Annotated in this window: 14 protein-coding genes; 1 reads left to right on the forward strand and 13 read right to left on the reverse strand. The window is 34.1% G+C overall.

What is annotated here, in order from left to right; genetic code table 11:
- Positions 1-74 precede the first annotated feature (74 nt).
- Complete coding sequence (locus MWU84_RS10740) at positions 75-563, forward strand: Cthe_2314 family HEPN domain-containing protein (RefSeq protein ID WP_246901482.1); 489 nt, start codon at positions 75-77, stop codon at positions 561-563.
- Between the two features lie 413 nt (positions 564-976).
- Here MWU84_RS10740 and MWU84_RS10745 read toward each other — a convergent pair whose 3' ends face one another.
- From MWU84_RS10745 to MWU84_RS10805, 13 genes are all read right to left on the reverse strand, one after another.
- Positions 977-2,203, reverse strand: a complete 1,227-nt coding sequence (locus MWU84_RS10745) for an McrC family protein (protein WP_246901483.1) — start codon at positions 2,201-2,203, stop codon at positions 977-979.
- Positions 2,196-4,847 (reverse strand): AAA family ATPase, encoded by a 2,652-nt coding sequence (locus MWU84_RS10750; protein WP_246901484.1) that lies wholly within the window; start codon positions 4,845-4,847, stop codon positions 2,196-2,198. Before MWU84_RS10750 ends, MWU84_RS10745 begins: the two co-directional genes overlap by 8 nt.
- A gap of 1 nt (position 4,848) precedes the next feature.
- The gene (locus MWU84_RS10755; protein WP_246901485.1) at positions 4,849-5,838 is read right to left on the reverse strand and encodes a hypothetical protein; all 990 of its coding nucleotides are present in this window, start codon (positions 5,836-5,838) and stop codon (positions 4,849-4,851) included.
- Positions 5,835-7,787, reverse strand: coding sequence for an AAA family ATPase (locus MWU84_RS10760; RefSeq protein WP_246901486.1), 1,953 nt, complete (start codon positions 7,785-7,787; stop codon positions 5,835-5,837). The genes MWU84_RS10755 and MWU84_RS10760 overlap by 4 nt, the downstream gene beginning before the upstream one ends.
- Positions 7,788-8,507, reverse strand: a complete 720-nt coding sequence (locus MWU84_RS10765) for an AbiV family abortive infection protein (protein WP_246901487.1) — start codon at positions 8,505-8,507, stop codon at positions 7,788-7,790.
- Positions 8,504-8,800, reverse strand: coding sequence for a hypothetical protein (locus tag MWU84_RS10770; protein ID WP_246901488.1), 297 nt, complete (start codon positions 8,798-8,800; stop codon positions 8,504-8,506). The genes MWU84_RS10765 and MWU84_RS10770 overlap by 4 nt, the downstream gene beginning before the upstream one ends.
- 9 nt (positions 8,801-8,809) lie before the next feature.
- Positions 8,810-9,034 (reverse strand): hypothetical protein, encoded by a 225-nt coding sequence (locus MWU84_RS10775; protein WP_246901489.1) that lies wholly within the window; start codon positions 9,032-9,034, stop codon positions 8,810-8,812.
- 138 nt (positions 9,035-9,172) lie between these two features.
- Positions 9,173-9,883: a hypothetical protein gene (locus MWU84_RS10780; protein WP_246901490.1), complete on the reverse strand. Its 711-nt coding sequence runs from the start codon at positions 9,881-9,883 to the stop codon at positions 9,173-9,175.
- A complete protein-coding gene (locus tag MWU84_RS10785; RefSeq protein ID WP_246901491.1) occupies positions 9,880-11,130 on the reverse strand; it encodes a restriction endonuclease subunit S in 1,251 nt (416 codons plus the stop codon). Before MWU84_RS10785 ends, MWU84_RS10780 begins: the two co-directional genes overlap by 4 nt.
- Entirely contained in the window at positions 11,123-12,748 is a 1,626-nt protein-coding gene (locus tag MWU84_RS10790) for a class I SAM-dependent DNA methyltransferase (protein WP_246901492.1), read from the reverse strand. Before MWU84_RS10790 ends, MWU84_RS10785 begins: the two co-directional genes overlap by 8 nt.
- 21 nt (positions 12,749-12,769) lie before the next feature.
- Positions 12,770-13,747: a virulence protein RhuM/Fic/DOC family protein gene (locus MWU84_RS10795; RefSeq protein ID WP_246901493.1), complete on the reverse strand. Its 978-nt coding sequence runs from the start codon at positions 13,745-13,747 to the stop codon at positions 12,770-12,772.
- A 55-nt stretch (positions 13,748-13,802) separates the two neighbouring features.
- Positions 13,803-16,874, reverse strand: coding sequence for a type I restriction endonuclease (locus tag MWU84_RS10800; protein WP_246901494.1), 3,072 nt, complete (start codon positions 16,872-16,874; stop codon positions 13,803-13,805).
- Between the two features lie 566 nt (positions 16,875-17,440).
- Complete coding sequence (locus tag MWU84_RS10805) at positions 17,441-18,001, reverse strand: BfmA/BtgA family mobilization protein (RefSeq protein WP_246901495.1); 561 nt, start codon at positions 17,999-18,001, stop codon at positions 17,441-17,443.
- Positions 18,002-18,057: the final 56 nt, after the last annotated feature.

Here is an 18,057-nt window from a genome sequence, read left to right on the forward strand (position 1 = left end):
GTGAATCATTAAGAAAAGGAACTTTAAAGAGTATATAAACCTAAATTTTTTTTATAATTGTAAGATCTTTCAAAGTGGCGCAATTTGACCGAAAAGGGTGGCGTCATAACTCCGAAATAGCCAATAAGGAATTAGTTGATCATATTCTATTTGATTATTATGCCGAAATATTCTATTATTTTTACTTTTCTGCAAGAGATACAATAGCCCAACTTTTAAATGTATACCTTGATTTAGGAATTTTGGAGCATAGAGTCACTTTCGGCTCAGTCGTTAATAGCGCCATAAATAAAAATGTAGAAATTAAGGAATTATTGGACTTATTCTATAAATCCACCGAAATAGGAAATAATTACAGAAACAGCCTTACCCATAAATTTCCAATAAATCAAAAGGACTACAGGACGATATTGGAAGTAACCCCTGATGGCAAAAAGCAAATTTCTTTGAAAGGAGGCGATTCTTTGGAGTCAGATAAAGTATTGGATAATATAAATGAAATTTTCGGTAATCTTTCAAAATTTTTAATCGACTTAAAATATATTTTAGAGAACCTAAAATAGCAAATATTCCAATCCTAATATTGACTAACTTAGGTGACTCATAACAAACTCTTAGAAGTAGTATACCACTTGGGCTTGAACCAATTGGAACAACTTCTTAAATCACAACTATTTGACAACTTGACTTCTTAATAGGTATTTGAATTCTAAGCCTATTACAATTTCATTCTTTCGTTTCCTTCCAATCAAAATACTTTTGAGCATCTGTTATAAGATTAACAATCAATAGCATTTTATCACATTTGGGACATTCAAAATCCATGACAGCTTCGTGCAATTCTCTACGTGCTTCATTTGCCTTTCCTTCCCATCCACATTCGCAAGAGAGTCGAAGCGATTCTGCTTTCGAATTATATTCTCTAATATGCATGTGCATCGCCATAATTAGAATATTGGTTTAGTTTAGAATTCCATTAATTTAATTCTAGCATTTCCAGAATTTCTTCACCAATACTTACGTTTAATTGATCGCCATCCAGAATATTCAATTTTCCGAGGGCACATTTATGATTTTCGTCGCCTTCAAAAGGGATAAATTCTGGTTTTTCAGTTTCCAAGGAGGGATATAACAATAAGGCATTATTTGAGCCCCAATACTCATTATAAACATACATCTGTCTTAAATCATTGGTGGAAGGCTTATAGCCTCCTATATTTTTCCATTTTGTATCGATTACAAATGTTTTCTCTGATTTATGAATAACAATATCAGGTCGGATTTTAATACCGTTCCAAAACGACTTTGATTCCTGGCCTTTGACTACTAGGTCCTCCTTAATAACAGCTTTGAGCATTATTAAAACATACTCCTCCCACAGACTATTCATATCAAAGAGCAGGGCCAACATGTTTTCCTTTCCACTTGAAATATTGGGAGCAAAATTCAAAATGATGAGTCGGGCAATTTCTAGGGCAGATTTGTACGGCTGGGTCTTTCTATTATTAGTCAGCTTCTTGAAAGTACTGGCATTTACATTAATCGGGGAAACTTCTGGAAAATTGGCCTGTACTGTTCTGCACATTGAATATAGATATGTACCGGACGAAAACTGGCTAATGATATCCAAGGCCAATGACAAAATTTGATGGATTTGATGGTTGTAATCATATACCTGATGTGCCGTAAAGAACCGTTCCTTATGGATGATATTTTTATTGAGATGAGAGGCAAACTCCAGCCTCCCTTTTAAAGCCTTTACATTGCCCCTGTTAGTGCGATATTGTTTTATTAAACCTTGATGCGCTAATAATTGGATTTCGCTTAGAAACCATTCAAAATAGATGTCCAACAAATGTATTTGCTGTTTACTTACATTGGCTTGGCCAACCTTATTGACTTTTAATCGTTTAGTAGCACGAAGCATATTGATCAATACTTTTTGCCATAGCATTTCATTGGCAGCACCTCCGTCTATTTTTGGTAAAATCTCGATTGTTAAACCATCTATTTGAATAACACCAACATATTGTGAGAATTTAATACCCTTATGTAGTATGGTAAAATATTGGCTATTATGAAGCTGGTTAAGCTTCGCTAAAGCGTTAAAATGTTTTTCTTCAAAAGTTATGTCGTTATATTCCCGTCCATAGTACAACGTACTATGCTCAAAGACTTGTAATATGTTTTTGCGCTTACTCATTGGATATCCCTAATAACAGACTTACGGCCTTTTCTATATCATCAATTGTTGTTATAAGGTTATAAATAACACCGGTCTCAGGCTCTTCTATTTTTGAAAATTTTGCAAACTCAACCTTCTTGGTTACTTTTTCTTCAATAAAACCTTTACCCAAAACTAGGGCGATTTTTTCATAATCGTTATAAAAGTATTCCTGTAAAAGTGGAATAATGTTGTTATTGAAAACGTTTAAAAGCCCTTCTGTATCATTACTCTCTAACTTGATAAAGTACGAATGCCCAATGGTATGGTCCCGATCTAATAAAACCTCAATCCGATCGTTAATGGTGATTAGTACTTGTTCAAGATTAAAACCATTAAAAGTTATTGCTGCCAGTAGCGTAGGATCCGGCATAACCTCCTTGAAAACGAACCGTCTTCTTAGGGCTGTATCCAGTGCCTCCACACTTCTGTCGGCAGTGTTCATAGTACCAATTATATAAAGATTTGGAGGAACTCCAAAAGTCTCATCTTTTGAATAAGGTAGTTTTACAGTTATTTCTTCATCCGCAGCTAGGCGTTTATCGGGTTCCAGCAGGGTAATTAGTTCCCCGAAAATAGCCGATACATTACCGCGGTTGATTTCATCTATTATAAGCACATAATTTTTATTATTCTGGACGCCTATAGAATCATATTTTTTTAAACCATATTCTGCGAACAAGTAATTTAAAATACCCCTGACATAAGATGGATTGTAAATGTTTTGAATAGAAGCTCCCTTGTACAATTGCAAAATATTTTCAATAGATGCTGGATATTGGGGATTTTCAATTTTGGAGTCTTTGGGATTTATTTTGAAAGTTTTTCCGCCTTTGTAAAAGACGTCAAATTCTATTGATCCGGTATTAATGGTAATCTTTTCCTTCTCAATAACATCTGCCTTAAATTGGGTCAAGATTTCTTCGAAATTGGAAGCATCTTTAGTGTCGGCCTTTTCGCATATTTCCTTAAATATTCCCGGAACCACCGAATAGGTAACGTTATTGTCCAAAGTTTCAGGCTTTATGCCTTCAACAAAATCCTCATAGCTAAAGGATTGATGAAAGGTGGTGAAAACAATTTGGCCATTGTTATAAAGACGATTGTATTCTTTGGTAATCACATAACGTTTTTCAACTTCTCCCAAATCATCATCAACTTCAAACCTGGGGTTGGCTATTTGAACAGCCAAATCTTTAGTTTTATAGGTTTTACCAGTTCCTGGAGGCCCATATAATATTTGATTTAATGATATTTCAATGTCCCTCATAATTTCTGATTTATTTGGCAATAAATCCTTTTTGAGATTGAATATCAAATCAATAGATTCTTGATTTCTGACTTGAGAGATGGTACTTCTGTAACCACCTTTGCCATACAAGACAAATGGTTTTAAATTTTTCTCCCATTTTACACTTAAAAAATTACCGTCTTTCGGATTTTCAATAACTTTTCCTATTGCATGAATTTTTAATACAGAAAGCGTTTTCGATCCGTCACCCTCTGTATAAGTTGTTTTAGCGGCTATCATAGAGCCAATGGGAACCTCTTTTACTATTTCAATATTTTTATCAGAATAGCCATTTTCCCATAGATCCTCTTCCAAAAACCGTGGAAGCTGATTTTTTGGTTCGCTATCGTCGAAAGTGAAACCCACACAATAATATGCTGGTACGTTATCTTTATCCATATAGTTTACAATTGAATAAATAAAATCTTGAGTTAGTATATTGTTATCGTCAGATTCAAAGGAATTTGGAGTAAGTCTATTTTTATGAAGTTCCAATAATTCTTTATCTTGAACCAGAATCTCTTTTACCAACAGGTTAACCTCATTATTGATTAGGATTTGGTTAACAATATCGCCAGTTTTTGGCATATCAATTTCGAGACGAGCACAGAACTTTTTTAGAACACCATGCTTAAATAGAAAATATTTTGTTGGCGCCTGGAATGACAGCAGTAGACTTATTGATCTAGCATCATGATAATGGTGTTTGTTACTAGCACTTCTTATTACATTATCTTCTCTCAATAATTCATCCAAAACATTTTGGTATGCTGAAATTCTTTCATCCAAAGGGGAGTTTTCATCAAACAGATTTTGAAGAGCAGTCCTGACCTTAGGTGCATTGTTTTCTGCGAATGTTTTTAGCATGTTAATGGGGTAATAATTACGGCTTGTCCATAAATTATTGTTGCCCGGGAACGACTTGTCTATCATTGGGACCAAATCATCGGCATCCAAATCCCAATGATTTTGAAAGTTACCTACAGCCTCCCACTTATATATTTCATCATATTTATCATGTGTTGTAATAATATGCTTATAACTGGGTATTAAGGCCTTTACGACATCATCCAAAGGCTTTGTCTTATTGACGATAAGGAATCCCAATTTCTTAAAATATTTATTGGTGTCCTCACCTCCACCTGGTTGCCAGAAATATTCCCCAGTGGCATATTCATGAGCTAAGCGGCCAACATCTTTGGGCGGGTATCTTTTGCCATTGTATACTATGTCCCATTTGGTAGAAGGTCTTATATCTACTTTTTCAGCATCAATTTCCTGAAAGGCTTTTAATACATGTGAACGTTTAATTTTTTCTGGTTGGAATGGCATATTATGTTATAGTTTTTAGCACTTTTATTATGTCTTTTTTGAATTTACTAAATGGACGTTTATGATAATTATCTTCATCTATTTCAATACCAAAAATTAGTCTAAACCTTTCTTGTTCTGATATTCCCAGGTCTCCGAATGTCTTTTCCAATAGAATGGTCAAGTAATTTTCCGAGTATTTATATTTAAGGTCAATTAAATCTTGAAGTTCTTTTTCAGAATGCCCTTTATAAATCATTGGAAGGTTTAAAGCATTAACTGTGTTAATTCCCTTAGAATTAAGCCCTTCTTTCTTAAAAACAATTCTATTTGAATGCACCCCCGTCGGCATATAACTAAAACTGTATGTTGAAGAAATGTTAGAATCAACATAGGGATGTAAGAAGCTATTTAAATTGAATTTAGCCTTCGATTTAATTGTATTGCAGGTGGCACAAGATGGGATCAGATTATAAAAAGACAAAGCTAATAACGGATAATCTGTTTTAGAAAACCAATGGTCAAATTGAGGAACCATTCCTTTACCACCTTCCTTATTTTTATATACAAATATATATTCCTTATTGCAGTAAGTACATGTATGTTGATCTATTTCCTTAGCAACGGAATAATTAATTTTTTCCTTTAAAAACCAATCTTTGTAACCAGAATCAACGAACAGCAGCATACAATTTTTATTGAATCTCTTTATTGTTGTACCACGGATTGCGAGAAATGAAGCTTTTAACAAATCATATTCAAAAATGAGTTGATTTGGCTCTGCGCTTATTAAAGATTTTATAGCTTTGTCCGTAAAAACACCTACAAATACACGATCTAGACCACTTCTTTTTTTGCCGTTTCCTAGACAATATATACAAGTTTTTTTGCCACAATTATGACCCATAGGATTTCTTGGAGTTCTCCTGCCCTTTATCTTGATTGATAGCCAACAAATAGCTTGACTACTATAATTATTTAATGCTTGTAGTTGTTGTCCGATATAAATCATACAATATCGTCTATCAAGTCATCTAAACTTAAACCTGCATCACCTAATATTTTTTTTGCATTTGCAAGTGCTTCATTTTTATCAATAATTTTAGGAAAAGCCTCATTAAACATCTCCATCATTTTGAATTTTAAAATTGGTTCATCTACGATTGTAATTATTGATTTATAGTAACTCCAATCTTTAACAATAACAATAGCTTTAAGTTGATCAAATTCTTTTTCTTTGGCTTTTGTCAATTCTGAATAATCGCCTGATTTTTTTTCTTTTAATTCAGTTAATTCTAATCTAAGCATTTCATAATTCAACCCATTTAATACTTCTTGGATTTTATTCTTAGCAAATTCACCCATAAAACCATCCTGAAGAAAAAAACTATCTGCTAACAAATCATGCACATTTGCTCCAAAAGATTTTTGTTTATGATTTTCTAAGACACTTGTTTCGTTCATTTCATTTTTTTTTAAGTAAACAATGTTCCTATTAGGAATATCTGAAAGAGTCAGGGGGTCATGGGTAGTAAATACTATTTGAAGCTTTTTATTTGGAAATATTAGATTAAATAGTGGCAGCATAGAATAAATAAACCTTCTTCTCCATAGTGGGTGAAAGCCAATATCAGCCTCATCTAAGAGTATAAGATTATTATTATTGTGATGGTCTCTTTTAGTATAACTATTAAAATCCTCTAAAATGCCTTGATCTATTTTGAATTGATAATCATAAAGAGTTGCAAATAGATTATACATCCCCTTTTCTCCCGAACTTAAATTTTTATTTGGACGAAATGTCAACAGTATTTTTCTATCTAATGTAAAATGCTCCTTAAAAGCAATAATAAACTTTTCGTAGGCATTAACTATTTCTAAAGAATCTTCAAAAGTAACTTCGAACTCAGTAAAATTTTTAATTTCGTTATCACTTCCTGGGATATGAGATAACAATACTTCTATTAAATTTTTAATTTCAGTTACAGGAAGAAGTATATTACCACTATCTTTTGCTAATGAAATGTAAGCATTGTCAATAAACCAGTAGAAGGCCTCTTTTAAACTTTTGATTTCAGTAAATACTGGGTTATCTACGTCTATTTTGTTTTTTATAAAACCCCTATCTAAATAATCATTACCTGAATTTTCAAGAATATTTTGCACTTTATTTATTACACGTTGAAGAATTTCTAATTCCAATTTTATACTATGGCCAAATAACCTTGGCCTATTTTTAATATTAAAATTAGGATATGAACTTCTAAGCACTTGAAACTTTTTTTCTTCTTCAATTTTTTTCAAATTTTCAAATCGTTGAAAAAAAGGTCTGAATTTATATGGTGTGTCATTAACCTTAGGAACTAAATAATTGATTTTGACAATTATTTTATCAAAAACAGGTAGGTATATATTCGTCAAATAAGATTCAATATTTTTTATTTGTCTGAATTTAATCCATCTTTTTAAGTTTTCAGAATTATGGAGTTCAAGTTGAGCAGATAATTCAATATTTTCATATTCCGCATCCTCTACCATTAACGCATATTTGGAAATATCCTTAAAATTGCTGTTTATGTAATTATAATTTTCGATATTTAAGAATGGAGAATAATAAATGATATCATTGATTGCTTTTGTGTCTCTCACTATTTTATATTCATCCTTATTTGTAAACTCATAAACATAAAAGCAAAACGAATTATATCTAAACACGTTTAAAATTGACGACTTCCCTGTTCCATTAGCACCGACAATAGCTGAAACTAAATATAAATTTTCACCCCAAAACTTTTCAATATAATGGGGGTTTGGTTTTTTTTCGATTAACATTAACTTATCATTGTGTTCTTCGAATTTGTAGATATTTCTTCCTCCTAAATTTAAAGTAATACCAGTATGTTCTTCTCCAAAAATATATTTTAAAACACCATTCGGAATAAAAATTGCAGCTAACCTCATCTAAATATTTTTTAATTCTTTAAACGAAAAGTCCCTCATTATATCATCAGTAAAGAACCTTAAATCTTCTTTTAATTTGTCAATTTCATTTTTGGAAAGATGATTTACTATATTTGGGTGAAACAATAGTTTTAATAATTTATAAAACTTAATTATTCTATCTTCGATTAACTTTACCTCGTTAAAATCATTCTTATCCACTGTTTCAATAGGTGTAAGTAGCTTATCCCTATAGTCTACATAAAAACCATTATTTTTCATAGTATTAAATTCTCGAAGTTTCTCGATTCTTTTTTGAGAATTCAAAATAGGATGGGCGGACACGATAATATCTAAAAGGCCTTTTATAATAAGACCTGTTTTACTTGATTTTTTATTCACGAGAGTGTTCTTCCTTCGATTTTTCCATACATTGCTCACCTCGAAAAAGCCTAATCCCGCTTCAATTATTTGTATTAATTGATGTCGAATTTTATGGTCAAAAAAGAACTTTTTAGAATCCTCCAATTCATAAATCCTATATCCTTGACTATGAAGTAAGACTAAAACAGCCTTAACTAGTTCTTCTAAGCTTAATATCAAAAGTGAAGTTGCCGTACTATAAGATGATTTATAGGTTGCTAGGAGGATAGCGTCATTATGCAATTTTCTAGCATTCTCAAAAATGGGCTTATGGAGGTCAATAGATTCAGATGATGTTATGTCTATAAATTTTTTCATCGCACCAATAATTTCAAATGAAATAACAATCCTAAAGCCGGTGAATGCCTTCTCGGAACATACTTCTCAAAACTTTTGGTTTTGAAATCTTTAAGCTCCAAATATGCTTTATGAACTTGTTTCAAATCCATGTCCCACAATGCACCCGTAGAAGTTCGAATAAAATGCATGGTGCTTCCATTAAGCTTTTTAACCACATATTCATAGCCTTCTAAACTATTGAAAGACACCACGGGGCCAGCCAATTGAATAAATTCTATGAAAGATATATTTGGTTTGGTCTTGGTATACATAACTAAAGATTAATTACCCTCAATAAACTCATCTAAAAAGGTTCTAAACTCCCTAGCCATTTTTTTATCGAATTGAATGTTTTGTTTTGAACCATTCTCTCTGTCTAAATCGCCCTTTGCGTAAGTGCGTAGTTGCAAGTAGTCTCTCTCAATAATAACATCGCCTACCACATCACCAGACCTGAAGTTGATATGTTCATTTTTTTCTCTAATTAGTTTTCCTAAAACTGCCATATTATTATGTTTTATAAGTTCAGATGTGCTCTGCAACCACAACCAACTTTTCATTAAACTCATTAATATACACCTTTCTATATACTATCACAGGTAACACCTTGTCAATGATAGCCTTATCATTTTTCCTTTGTGGTATCATTCTTCTTCACTAATACTTATATCAGTAACATTTACCTTATTTAAGGCAAATAACAATTCTTCTCGAAACTGGTCGTAATCACCTATAACATCGGTTTGTCCGTTAAATCCATAGGAAAAACAACTTGCTTCATAACTCTCAAAATTACTTTTGTTTCCATTTTCATCTGTATCAAAATTTTGTACATAATTAGAGAACTCAATTTTGTAATCTGAAAAAGCAATATGATAGGTGCTATTATCGTACTCCAAGGATACGAAGGCATTCTGTTTTGGACGCACAGGCAATTCACTTATTTCTTTTAAAACCGTATTTAAATTTCGTGCAGGACTATAGCCTATTGCTTTCATTTTTAAGTTTTTAAAAAACTCATTGAGTAGAAATACTGTATCCTTATTTAAGTTAATGTAGTTCTCTCTTTCAATGAAAAGTACAAACTCTTCAAGGTAACCGTGTTTGCTTAATGACACCCTCTCATCTTCAGATTCATAATTAAAGTCATTTTTGATAAATTCTATTGGGGAAATGGAATCAAAGCCATTTTTTACCAAAAATTCATTGACTTTGATGATAGTCTTTTCTAACGAAGCCAACGAAGAAGAGTCTTCTAGCTCAAATACTTTAAACACACCTATTTCATCGCGTATTTCTACGTCAAAGCTTTTTGCATCTTCTTTAGTTGTTGGAAAATTATCCCTTAACATCATAAACCTCTGTATTTAATATTCTCCTCCGCAACCATACCCAACTTCTCCTCTGCTTCACCAACAGTTACCTGCCCGTTCATTAACATTGGTAATAACCAATCACGAAGTTCTGAAAGTTTCTGGTTTTGAAGTGAATTTAATTCTCTTTTCCTTCTATGTTTTATTGCAATTTCTTCAAAACTTTGTTCCAAATACTTTGGAGGCCTTATCACCAATAATTCTTTAATGCCCCTAACATTTAAACTTTTAAAAAATGACCCCGTATCAGTATTTAATTTTATTTGCCTGTTCATTTCGGCTCCTTGAAAAGTATAATACAAGAATGTTGGCAGAATTGTAGTAGGTCTGATAGCGGTAATATTTCTGCCTATTCCAGCGACTACATTTTTGGGTATTTGGGCTAGCCCTGCTACTCTACCTGCATTTGTAATTACCAAATCATTATCTTGAACCTCAATTCTGTAAGTCCATCTCATATATTCTTCTTTTGAAACATAATATTTTTTAGACAAATCCAATAAGCCATCATCTTTAATATTATCCAATTGCAACAAATAGCAATTTTCATTTTCAAAATGGTAATCTGATTTTTTAGAGTGCAAACAATCAATAATCTTACAACAGTTGGACAACTTCTTTAGACCCCAACCCTCTGGAATCTCCCGTTTCAGCTCTTTATTATACACCATCTTCCCACCAGAAGACTTATAGGGTTTGCCGTCCTGATCCGGAAAATCAAACTGTACAAACCAATAGTCATAAATAAGCTTGGCCATGGCCTCCAACTCCGCATTGATTTTGTTGTTGACTTCTATTTTGGCATCTAAATCGGAAAGTACTTTGGCTATTTTTTTTTGGGTTAAAACATCTAAATGAGCTAAAATTTCCAAAGGATGTAAATGATTTCTATTCATAGTAGGAACTCCAGAACCACTTTTTCTGTCTCCTAATTTTAGATTAGTAAGCAGATAGAAAATATATTCTACATCATTTCCTTTAAAATCTTTAATAAATAAAGAAGTGTTATGTGGATAAAAATTTGATTTAATTAAATGAGGTATTCCGACAGTTCCACTTCGTCCTATTGTTATACCAGGGCCTTTAGCTTTATATTCATTATGATAACCAAGTATACCATTTGAAGAGCGAACTGGATAAACTCCATCAATCATTTCGGATTTAGGTAAATCATATCCTCTTTGAAATTCAATTAATTTTCCTAATGTAGTTTTTGAGATATTAATCATACTTCAAACTTTTCAAATTCTCTTGAATCTCTTTTTCTAAACTTTTAGATGCAGCGAATAAATTCTTTAATTTACCTTCAAACTCATTCATTTTAATTGTAAATTCTTTCGCAGTAATATCTGAGTAATCAATTTTAACCTCAAAATATTGCCCTGCGCTTAGACTGTAGTTTTTAGCTTTAATATCGTCATAAGAAACCACCACAGAGAAGTCGACTTTGGCCTCTTTGGCATTAAACACATCTATAATCTGCTGTTCTTCGGCTTCGCACAATACCGTTTTTTGGTTTTTCCCTTCTTTTACTTTGGTTCCCAAATTAGAGGCATCAATCAAAACCACATCGCCATTGTTTTCCTTATCCAAAAACAAAATACTCACATTGGTACCCGTAGTGGCGAAAATATTGGAGGGCATACTTACCACTCCGGCCAACATTTTCTCCTTGACCAGTTTTTGCCTAATCTTTTTATCAATACCACTTTGGGCAGTAATAAAACCAGTAGGCACTACAATGGCAGCTTTTCCTTTGGCACTTAAACTGTGCATAATATGCTGTATAAACAGCAGGTAAATGGCCATGGATTCTTTCTTTTTGGCCGGCACTTTTGGGATGCCCGCAAAAAAACGTTCCTTATTGGCCTTACTGTCCAGATCAGCACTATAATCAGAAAAATCCAATTTAAACGGAGGGTTGGAGACGATGTAATCGAACTTTTCAAGTTGCCCATTTTCCTGTTTGTGGTATGGGGTTAAAATGGTATTTCCTTGTATAATATTCTGAATGGAATGTACCAGATTGTTCAAAATAAGGTTCAAACGCAATAAGGCGGATGACTTTTGGGAGATGTCCTGGGAGTAAATGGTACACTTGTCCTCCCCAATGGCATGGGCCAGATTCATCAACAAAGTTCCAGACCCCGCACTGGGATCGTAACAGGTTACGTTGTTTACATTTTGTTCGGGCACCAAACAGGCTGCCATGATCTTGGCTACGGCATGAGGCGTAAAATACTCTGCATATTTACCGCCGCTATTGGAGTTGTAATCCTTAATCAAGTATTCAAAAATAGTAGCAAAAAAATCGAACTTCTGGGTAAAAATATGTTCAAAACTAAAGCCCACCAACTTATTCACCAATGCTTTGCAAAAAGCATCCCTATTGTCGGATACGTACTTGCTCAAATTCTCGAACAAGACTATTTTTTCGCCTCCTTGGGTAAGCACGGAGAAAATATCACTGTTCGCTTTGGCAACATCCATCAGCGTCTGGTCAAAAATTTCGGCAAACTTTGGTTGATTTTGTTGCTCGAATAAACGGGACAAAAAGTTTTTTGGAGCAATACGGGCCGTATTCACGCTAATCTGCATGCTCAACAATTCCAAGTCGTCATCGGAGTATTTTTTTAAGGCTGCATCAAAATCTTCCGCTTTGGCTAGAGCTGGTTCCAACTGTTTTAGTTCATAAACATATTTATCGTTCAAGAACTTATATAAAAATACCTGGGTAATGATTTTAAATTCATTCCCGTCATTCCCTAAACCATAGCTGGCACAGACGCTTTTAAGGTCGTCTATAAGTACTTTGGTCTGGGTTTCAAATTGTGCTGTGCTTGTCATTATTTTATTTTCCCTGTTTTTTTATTTACTATTATTTCTGTTTAATACGCTAATTACCAAACGGGTTACCGTTTGCATTTCTTGAGGTTTACTGGAAGCAATGAACAACGTTAAACTCGCTAAAGTATCGTTGCTTATAATAGGTTGTTGTTGACTATTGAAAAGCATGTCGTTCTGCTGCAAAAATTTAAGAAAACATGCTGCTGCTATTCGTTTGTTTCCATCTACAAAAGAATGGTTCTTTACCACTAGATATAGGAGCATGGCTGCTTTTTCCTCTAGTGTTGGGTAAAAATCAGCTTCTCCAAATCCTTTTCCAATTTGGGCAATCGAGCTTTGAAAGCTTTTATCTTTTTCCTTACCAAAAACATCCGAATCAAACTCGGTTAACATTTGGTTGATGAGTTCTTGATAATCTGCCAAACTTGGATAATTGACTTCTTTTGTAGTTAATCCTTTTGTATCTAATTGTTCGTGATCATAATCATCTAATAAACTTAAGCCCTTAGTGAAAACTGTAAGCCATTGATTGTCTTCAATTTTTTCTTCAATAGCCCTACTTAAAATTTGAATACCGTCTTTTAAAACTTGTACTTCTTGTTCTTTTTGTGCTAAGCGTTTTTCATTTACTGCATACCCCTGAACCAAATAATCTTTTAATACTTGATTCGCCCAAATACGAAATTGGGTACCTCTTTTTGAATTTACACGATAACCTACTGAAATTATAACATCTAAATTATAGTGTGCCCTATTTCTAGTTACTTCTCTTTCACCTTCTTGTTGAACTGTTCGGAATTTCCGAACAGTTGCCATTTCCAATAATTCACCAGAAGAAAAAATATTTTTTATATGCTCGCTAATATTAGCTTTACTAGAATTAAAAACTTCTACAATTTGAGCTTGTGTTAACCAAATAGTATCATCTTGAAGATTAACTTGAAGTTGGGCTGCTCCATCATCAGACTGATATATTACGATTTGGTTTTGTTCTTTCATTTTAAATTTTACTTTTCAACTAACTCCAATTTAGCGACAGTTGATTCTTTGGACCTTATGCAACGTAACCGTTGTATTCGTTCATGTATTCTCTAACTATAATACTATTGATGCGCTTTACATCGGTGGTATTGATGTCTATATGCTGTTCTTTTTTAAACTGGTTTACCACCAAGCGCATTACCATTCGTTCCACATAACTTTCGTTCTCCAATATTTTAGAGTTTTGCATGATTTCCTTATCTACAGCCGTTTTTAAACCCATTAAGGCATCGAATAATTTTCTTTCACTTTCGGTCAACGGATCCTTTTCGATTAGGCGTTTATGAATGCGGGCATATTTGGCGTCATAATCATATTTCGCTTTTAGCAATTGGTTTTCTCGCTCCAGTTTTTTCGCCCTATCATAAATGTCGTTCAAGGCCTTAATATTGGCTTCCATTTCTTCCTTGGTAACCTCACTTAAATTTTTCTTTTTAAAGAGTCGCTCCAATTCTTCTTTTAAAGACACAAAAACAGGGTCCTTCTGGTCAAAGTTACCACCCAACATTTCTCTAGTACGCTGCAAGGTGTTTTTTAACTCGTCTGCCAAAACCATTTCTTCTTCCTTCACCTTTGTGAAAGCAAAAATAACATCTTCTAAGGCGGTGTTTAAAATATTGTCCGTACCTACATTATTTTCTAAGGCAATTTTGGTGTTGATAAGTGCCAACCTATCATTGGTTAGTCTGGAAAGTACCGATAATTTTCTGAAATCCAGTTTTTCCAGCAATTCAAAATTACCGGAAAGACGAATAAGATTGTACAGTTCTTTCGCATTGTTTAAAGCTTTTGCGATAAGCCGTATTTCGGTGCGTTCGTTTATTTCAGAAATTTGCTCCCCGAAAACGGTAGCATTTACGGTATTGAATTTGAAAAGAATATCCTTTATTTCTTCTATCTCCTCTTTTATTTCTTCAGCAGATTTGAAGAGGTTGGAATAATGCTGCATTTCATCCCCTAGTTCCGATTGCAGCTCGTTAAAGTAATCCTGATTGGTCTTGTCAAACTCTTTTTGAATATCTGCAAAGTCCACTACAAAACCGTATTTATGATTCCTGTAAGTTCTGTTGACACGGGTTAGGGTTTGCAGCAAATTGTGCGACTTAATTTTACGCCCTATGTAGAGCTTTTTTAGCCGTTTCGCATCAAAACCGGTTAGGAGCATATTATAAACAAACAGGAGATCCATTTTACCGGCCTTAAAGTCGGATACCCAATCTTTGCGCTCTTGTTTGGTGCCAATATCATGTAGAATAACCTTGGCAGTTTTAACGTCGCTGGCTTCTTTCTTTTTAGTGGCGTAGGTAATAGGTTCCTCGGCGGCCAGATTCAAATTCGGTTCAGTCTTATCAGCGTAATTCTCCAGAAAGATGTCATACATCATCTTGGCTTGATCCGAAGAGTCACAGACCACCATACCTCCAATGCTATTGTCGTTCATAGCAATTCTAGCTTGCTCCATATCCTTTACAATATAGTCTAGCATAGGTTCCACAAACTTATAGTGGGCAAAGACCTTCTTTTTGTCCGTATTACCCTGAAGTATTTTAATCTCTTCCAGGGTTTTCTGTAGGGCAAGTTTATAATTGGTCTCAATTTCTTCTCGAATCAGCCGTAAGGTATAGCCATCCTTTATGGAAAGATTGTAGTAGTATTTATGGATATAGTCACCGAATAAGGTTTTGGAATTGTATTCCGTTCCCAATAGAGGGGTGCCTGTTAGTCCAATCTTTATGGAATGGGTATCGGCCAGTTCCAAATTCGCTAAAAAACTACCCTTTGGGTTGTAACTGCGATGCACTTCATCCAAGAAGAAAATGCGTTGTACACTTAAATTATAGTCGTTATTTTTTATAACATCAGGGTCGTCCTTAAACTTCTGAATGTTAACTACGGTAATTTCTGTCTTACCCGAACTATTATGGATTACCTCGGTAGATTTAATGTCTTTGGTAAATGCTTCTCTTGAATCTATTTTATGTACCACAAGTCCACGAGCTGTAAATTCTTTCGCGGCTTGAGTTAATAAATCCAGACGGTCTACTATAAAATAAAACTTAGGGATGATGTTCCTCTTCTGATAATAATCCGTAAGATATTTTACATTGAAAAAAGCCAATGCCGTTTTACCGGAACCTTGGGTGTGCCAAATTATTCCTTTTTTAACTCCTTTCTCGAGCTTTTTTTCGATTGCCTTGGTTGCAAATAGTTGTGGATAACGCATCACATGCTTTTCCAAACCTTTTTCTTCCTCTACATAAGCAAAAGCATATTGTAAAATGAATTTTAAACGCTCTTTTTGGAACAGGGAAGTGGAAATAGAGTTGGTCGGTGTATTCGGATGTTTATTGGATATATACTCTTGTGAGTTCTTTATGCTCAATAAGTTGGTATCCTTTAGAACAAAGTTTTCCTCGTCCTCCGTGATGGGCTGCAGAATGGTATTTAATTCAAAGGTTTCCTCTTCCCTGAAATAGTTAAAGCTGGGTTTATAATAGTTGGTAGTACTATAAAAGGCTCCTTCCAACATTTGGGAATCATCGTCACTATACTTCATGTTGTTGGAAAACACCATGAGCTGGGTAAGGTTGATAAACTTTCGGAATTTCTTATTTTGGAAACGCGTTTTCATGCGCCTATGTTCCGCTAAAATCCCATCTCTATTGTTCGGCTTTTTAACCTCTAAAAAGACCAATGGCATACCATTGATCAATATTATAATATCCGGCCTAAAAGTTTCATCATCTTTCTGATAGGGCAATTCAGTTACTACATGAAAGGAGTTATTCTCCTCAAAGTTTTCGAAGTCGATTAATTTAAATCCCGATTGGTCTATAAGTTTGTGGTAAAAGGCACGACCTAAATCCTCATTTTCTAATGACAAAGTAACTTCATCATATACTTTTTTAATATCGGTCGGAGTTATGCCGAAGTTAATTGCAGCAATTTGCTTTTGAAATATTTCAGTGAATATATTGGTTCCCGCATCCCAGGTACTATCCTTTAAGGACAAGTAATTATACCCCAATTGCATTAAGTGTAAAATGGAAGGAATTTTTACTCTTGAATCTTCGTTAAAAATCATTAATTACTAAATTTCTTTAATGCATTAAGCGGGGAACTTTTACTAAACTCTAAATATACCTTTTTACCTTAAAATTCCTACAAGTAAATAGAGCCAAATTATAAATTCTCTTGGGACTTAACGGTAAAACTTTGCAATAATTCTAAATTCAAATCTCAGCCAGTTATTAATTCTTTAATGAGCTAATTCCTAAACGAACGAAGCAGTCTATCTTTCGAATGATTAACTTCAAATTTGAGTGTCCCCCAAAACGAACTTTTAAAAAACGGAATACAACCCCAAATCTTACCAAAACTTAACTGCGCCTGGATCCTGTCCGATTTTTGTAGTGTTCGGGAAGATAATCGTAAATCAAAAATCGGACAGGGCGCACTTGCTTAGGTAAATTTGGAACATCATTTTTTGATCCATAGCAATAACCGTGCGTTGGCAAGGATAAAAGCCTATGGCGTTCTTTCTACGCACTAGGCTTTTATGAGCGGGCCTGAGGAGGTTGAAAGATCCAGAGGTTTTTCAACTTCCGCAAGGACTGGACTTATTTTACGGAATCATCCAATAGGGCTATCCTATGGCAATTCTTTTTCTATTTTTATCTTAAGCTTTTCAAAATCTTCCAGGGCCATGTCCAATTGTAACCTGGACTTCCCAAAACTGCTCTTCACCAATTGTACCTTGTTCAAAAGAGCAATAAATTCTGCCCTGTTCTGCCTTAGGTCGCGTTTAAGATTGGTATATTTCCTTTCTATGACAATGGCCTCCTCCACCTTTTTAAAGAACCTATCCCTTTCTGGGTCGTCTTCCCCACCCTCCATCAACAAGGGAGCTTGTTTCCGTTTCTTTTGGGGGGAGTGTTCAAATAAAAGTTCTATCATGGCCTTGGTCGGAAGTACCCCATTCTTTTCCAAATTCTTCATCATGGCCGCCATGGCATTGAACCTTTTTTTGATCAGGTTTGTTATGGTCCTTCCATTGGGTCCAAGAGATTCCTTTGGAGAAATCTCGTTATAGAAAAAGAAATCCAGCATCGTTTGCAGTGCCTCCGTATGGGTCTTGAAAAACCGCCTCGAAAATTTTTGGAAATGCTTGGCTGTTTCACTCTTAAAGCGTATACTTTTAAATGAGTTCATAATTTTCTGATTTGTCGCAAATTCTTCCCTGAAAATGGGCATTTACAGGGCGTTTG

The sequence above is a fragment of the Arenibacter sp. F20364 genome (assembly GCF_023015905.1).
Taxonomy (GTDB): domain Bacteria; phylum Bacteroidota; class Bacteroidia; order Flavobacteriales; family Flavobacteriaceae; genus Arenibacter.

Bases quoted from the DNA above. Each gene is read 5' to 3' on its own strand.
- MWU84_RS10775 (WP_246901489.1), bottom strand. From the start codon at position 9,034: ATGGCAGTTTTAGGAAAACTAATTAGAGAAAAAAATGAACATATCAAC.
- MWU84_RS10750 (WP_246901484.1), bottom strand. From the start codon at position 4,847: ATGCCATTCCAACCAGAAAAAATTAAACGTTCACATGTATTAAAAGCC.
- MWU84_RS10770 (WP_246901488.1), bottom strand. From the start codon at position 8,800: ATGTATACCAAGACCAAACCAAATATATCTTTCATAGAATTTATTCAA.
- MWU84_RS10785 (WP_246901491.1), bottom strand. From the start codon at position 11,130: ATGATTAATATCTCAAAAACTACATTAGGAAAATTAATTGAATTTCAA.
- MWU84_RS10795 (WP_246901493.1), bottom strand. From the start codon at position 13,747: ATGAAAGAACAAAACCAAATCGTAATATATCAGTCTGATGATGGAGCA.
- MWU84_RS10765 (WP_246901487.1), bottom strand. From the start codon at position 8,507: ATGAAAAAATTTATAGACATAACATCATCTGAATCTATTGACCTCCAT.
- MWU84_RS10805 (WP_246901495.1), bottom strand. From the start codon at position 18,001: ATGAACTCATTTAAAAGTATACGCTTTAAGAGTGAAACAGCCAAGCAT.
- MWU84_RS10755 (WP_246901485.1), bottom strand. From the start codon at position 5,838: ATGATTTATATCGGACAACAACTACAAGCATTAAATAATTATAGTAGT.
- MWU84_RS10800 (WP_246901494.1), bottom strand. From the start codon at position 16,874: ATGATTTTTAACGAAGATTCAAGAGTAAAAATTCCTTCCATTTTACAC.
- MWU84_RS10760 (WP_246901486.1), bottom strand. From the start codon at position 7,787: ATGAGGTTAGCTGCAATTTTTATTCCGAATGGTGTTTTAAAATATATT.
- MWU84_RS10790 (WP_246901492.1), bottom strand. From the start codon at position 12,748: ATGACAAGCACAGCACAATTTGAAACCCAGACCAAAGTACTTATAGAC.
- MWU84_RS10745 (WP_246901483.1), bottom strand. From the start codon at position 2,203: ATGAGTAAGCGCAAAAACATATTACAAGTCTTTGAGCATAGTACGTTG.
- MWU84_RS10780 (WP_246901490.1), bottom strand. From the start codon at position 9,883: ATGATGTTAAGGGATAATTTTCCAACAACTAAAGAAGATGCAAAAAGC.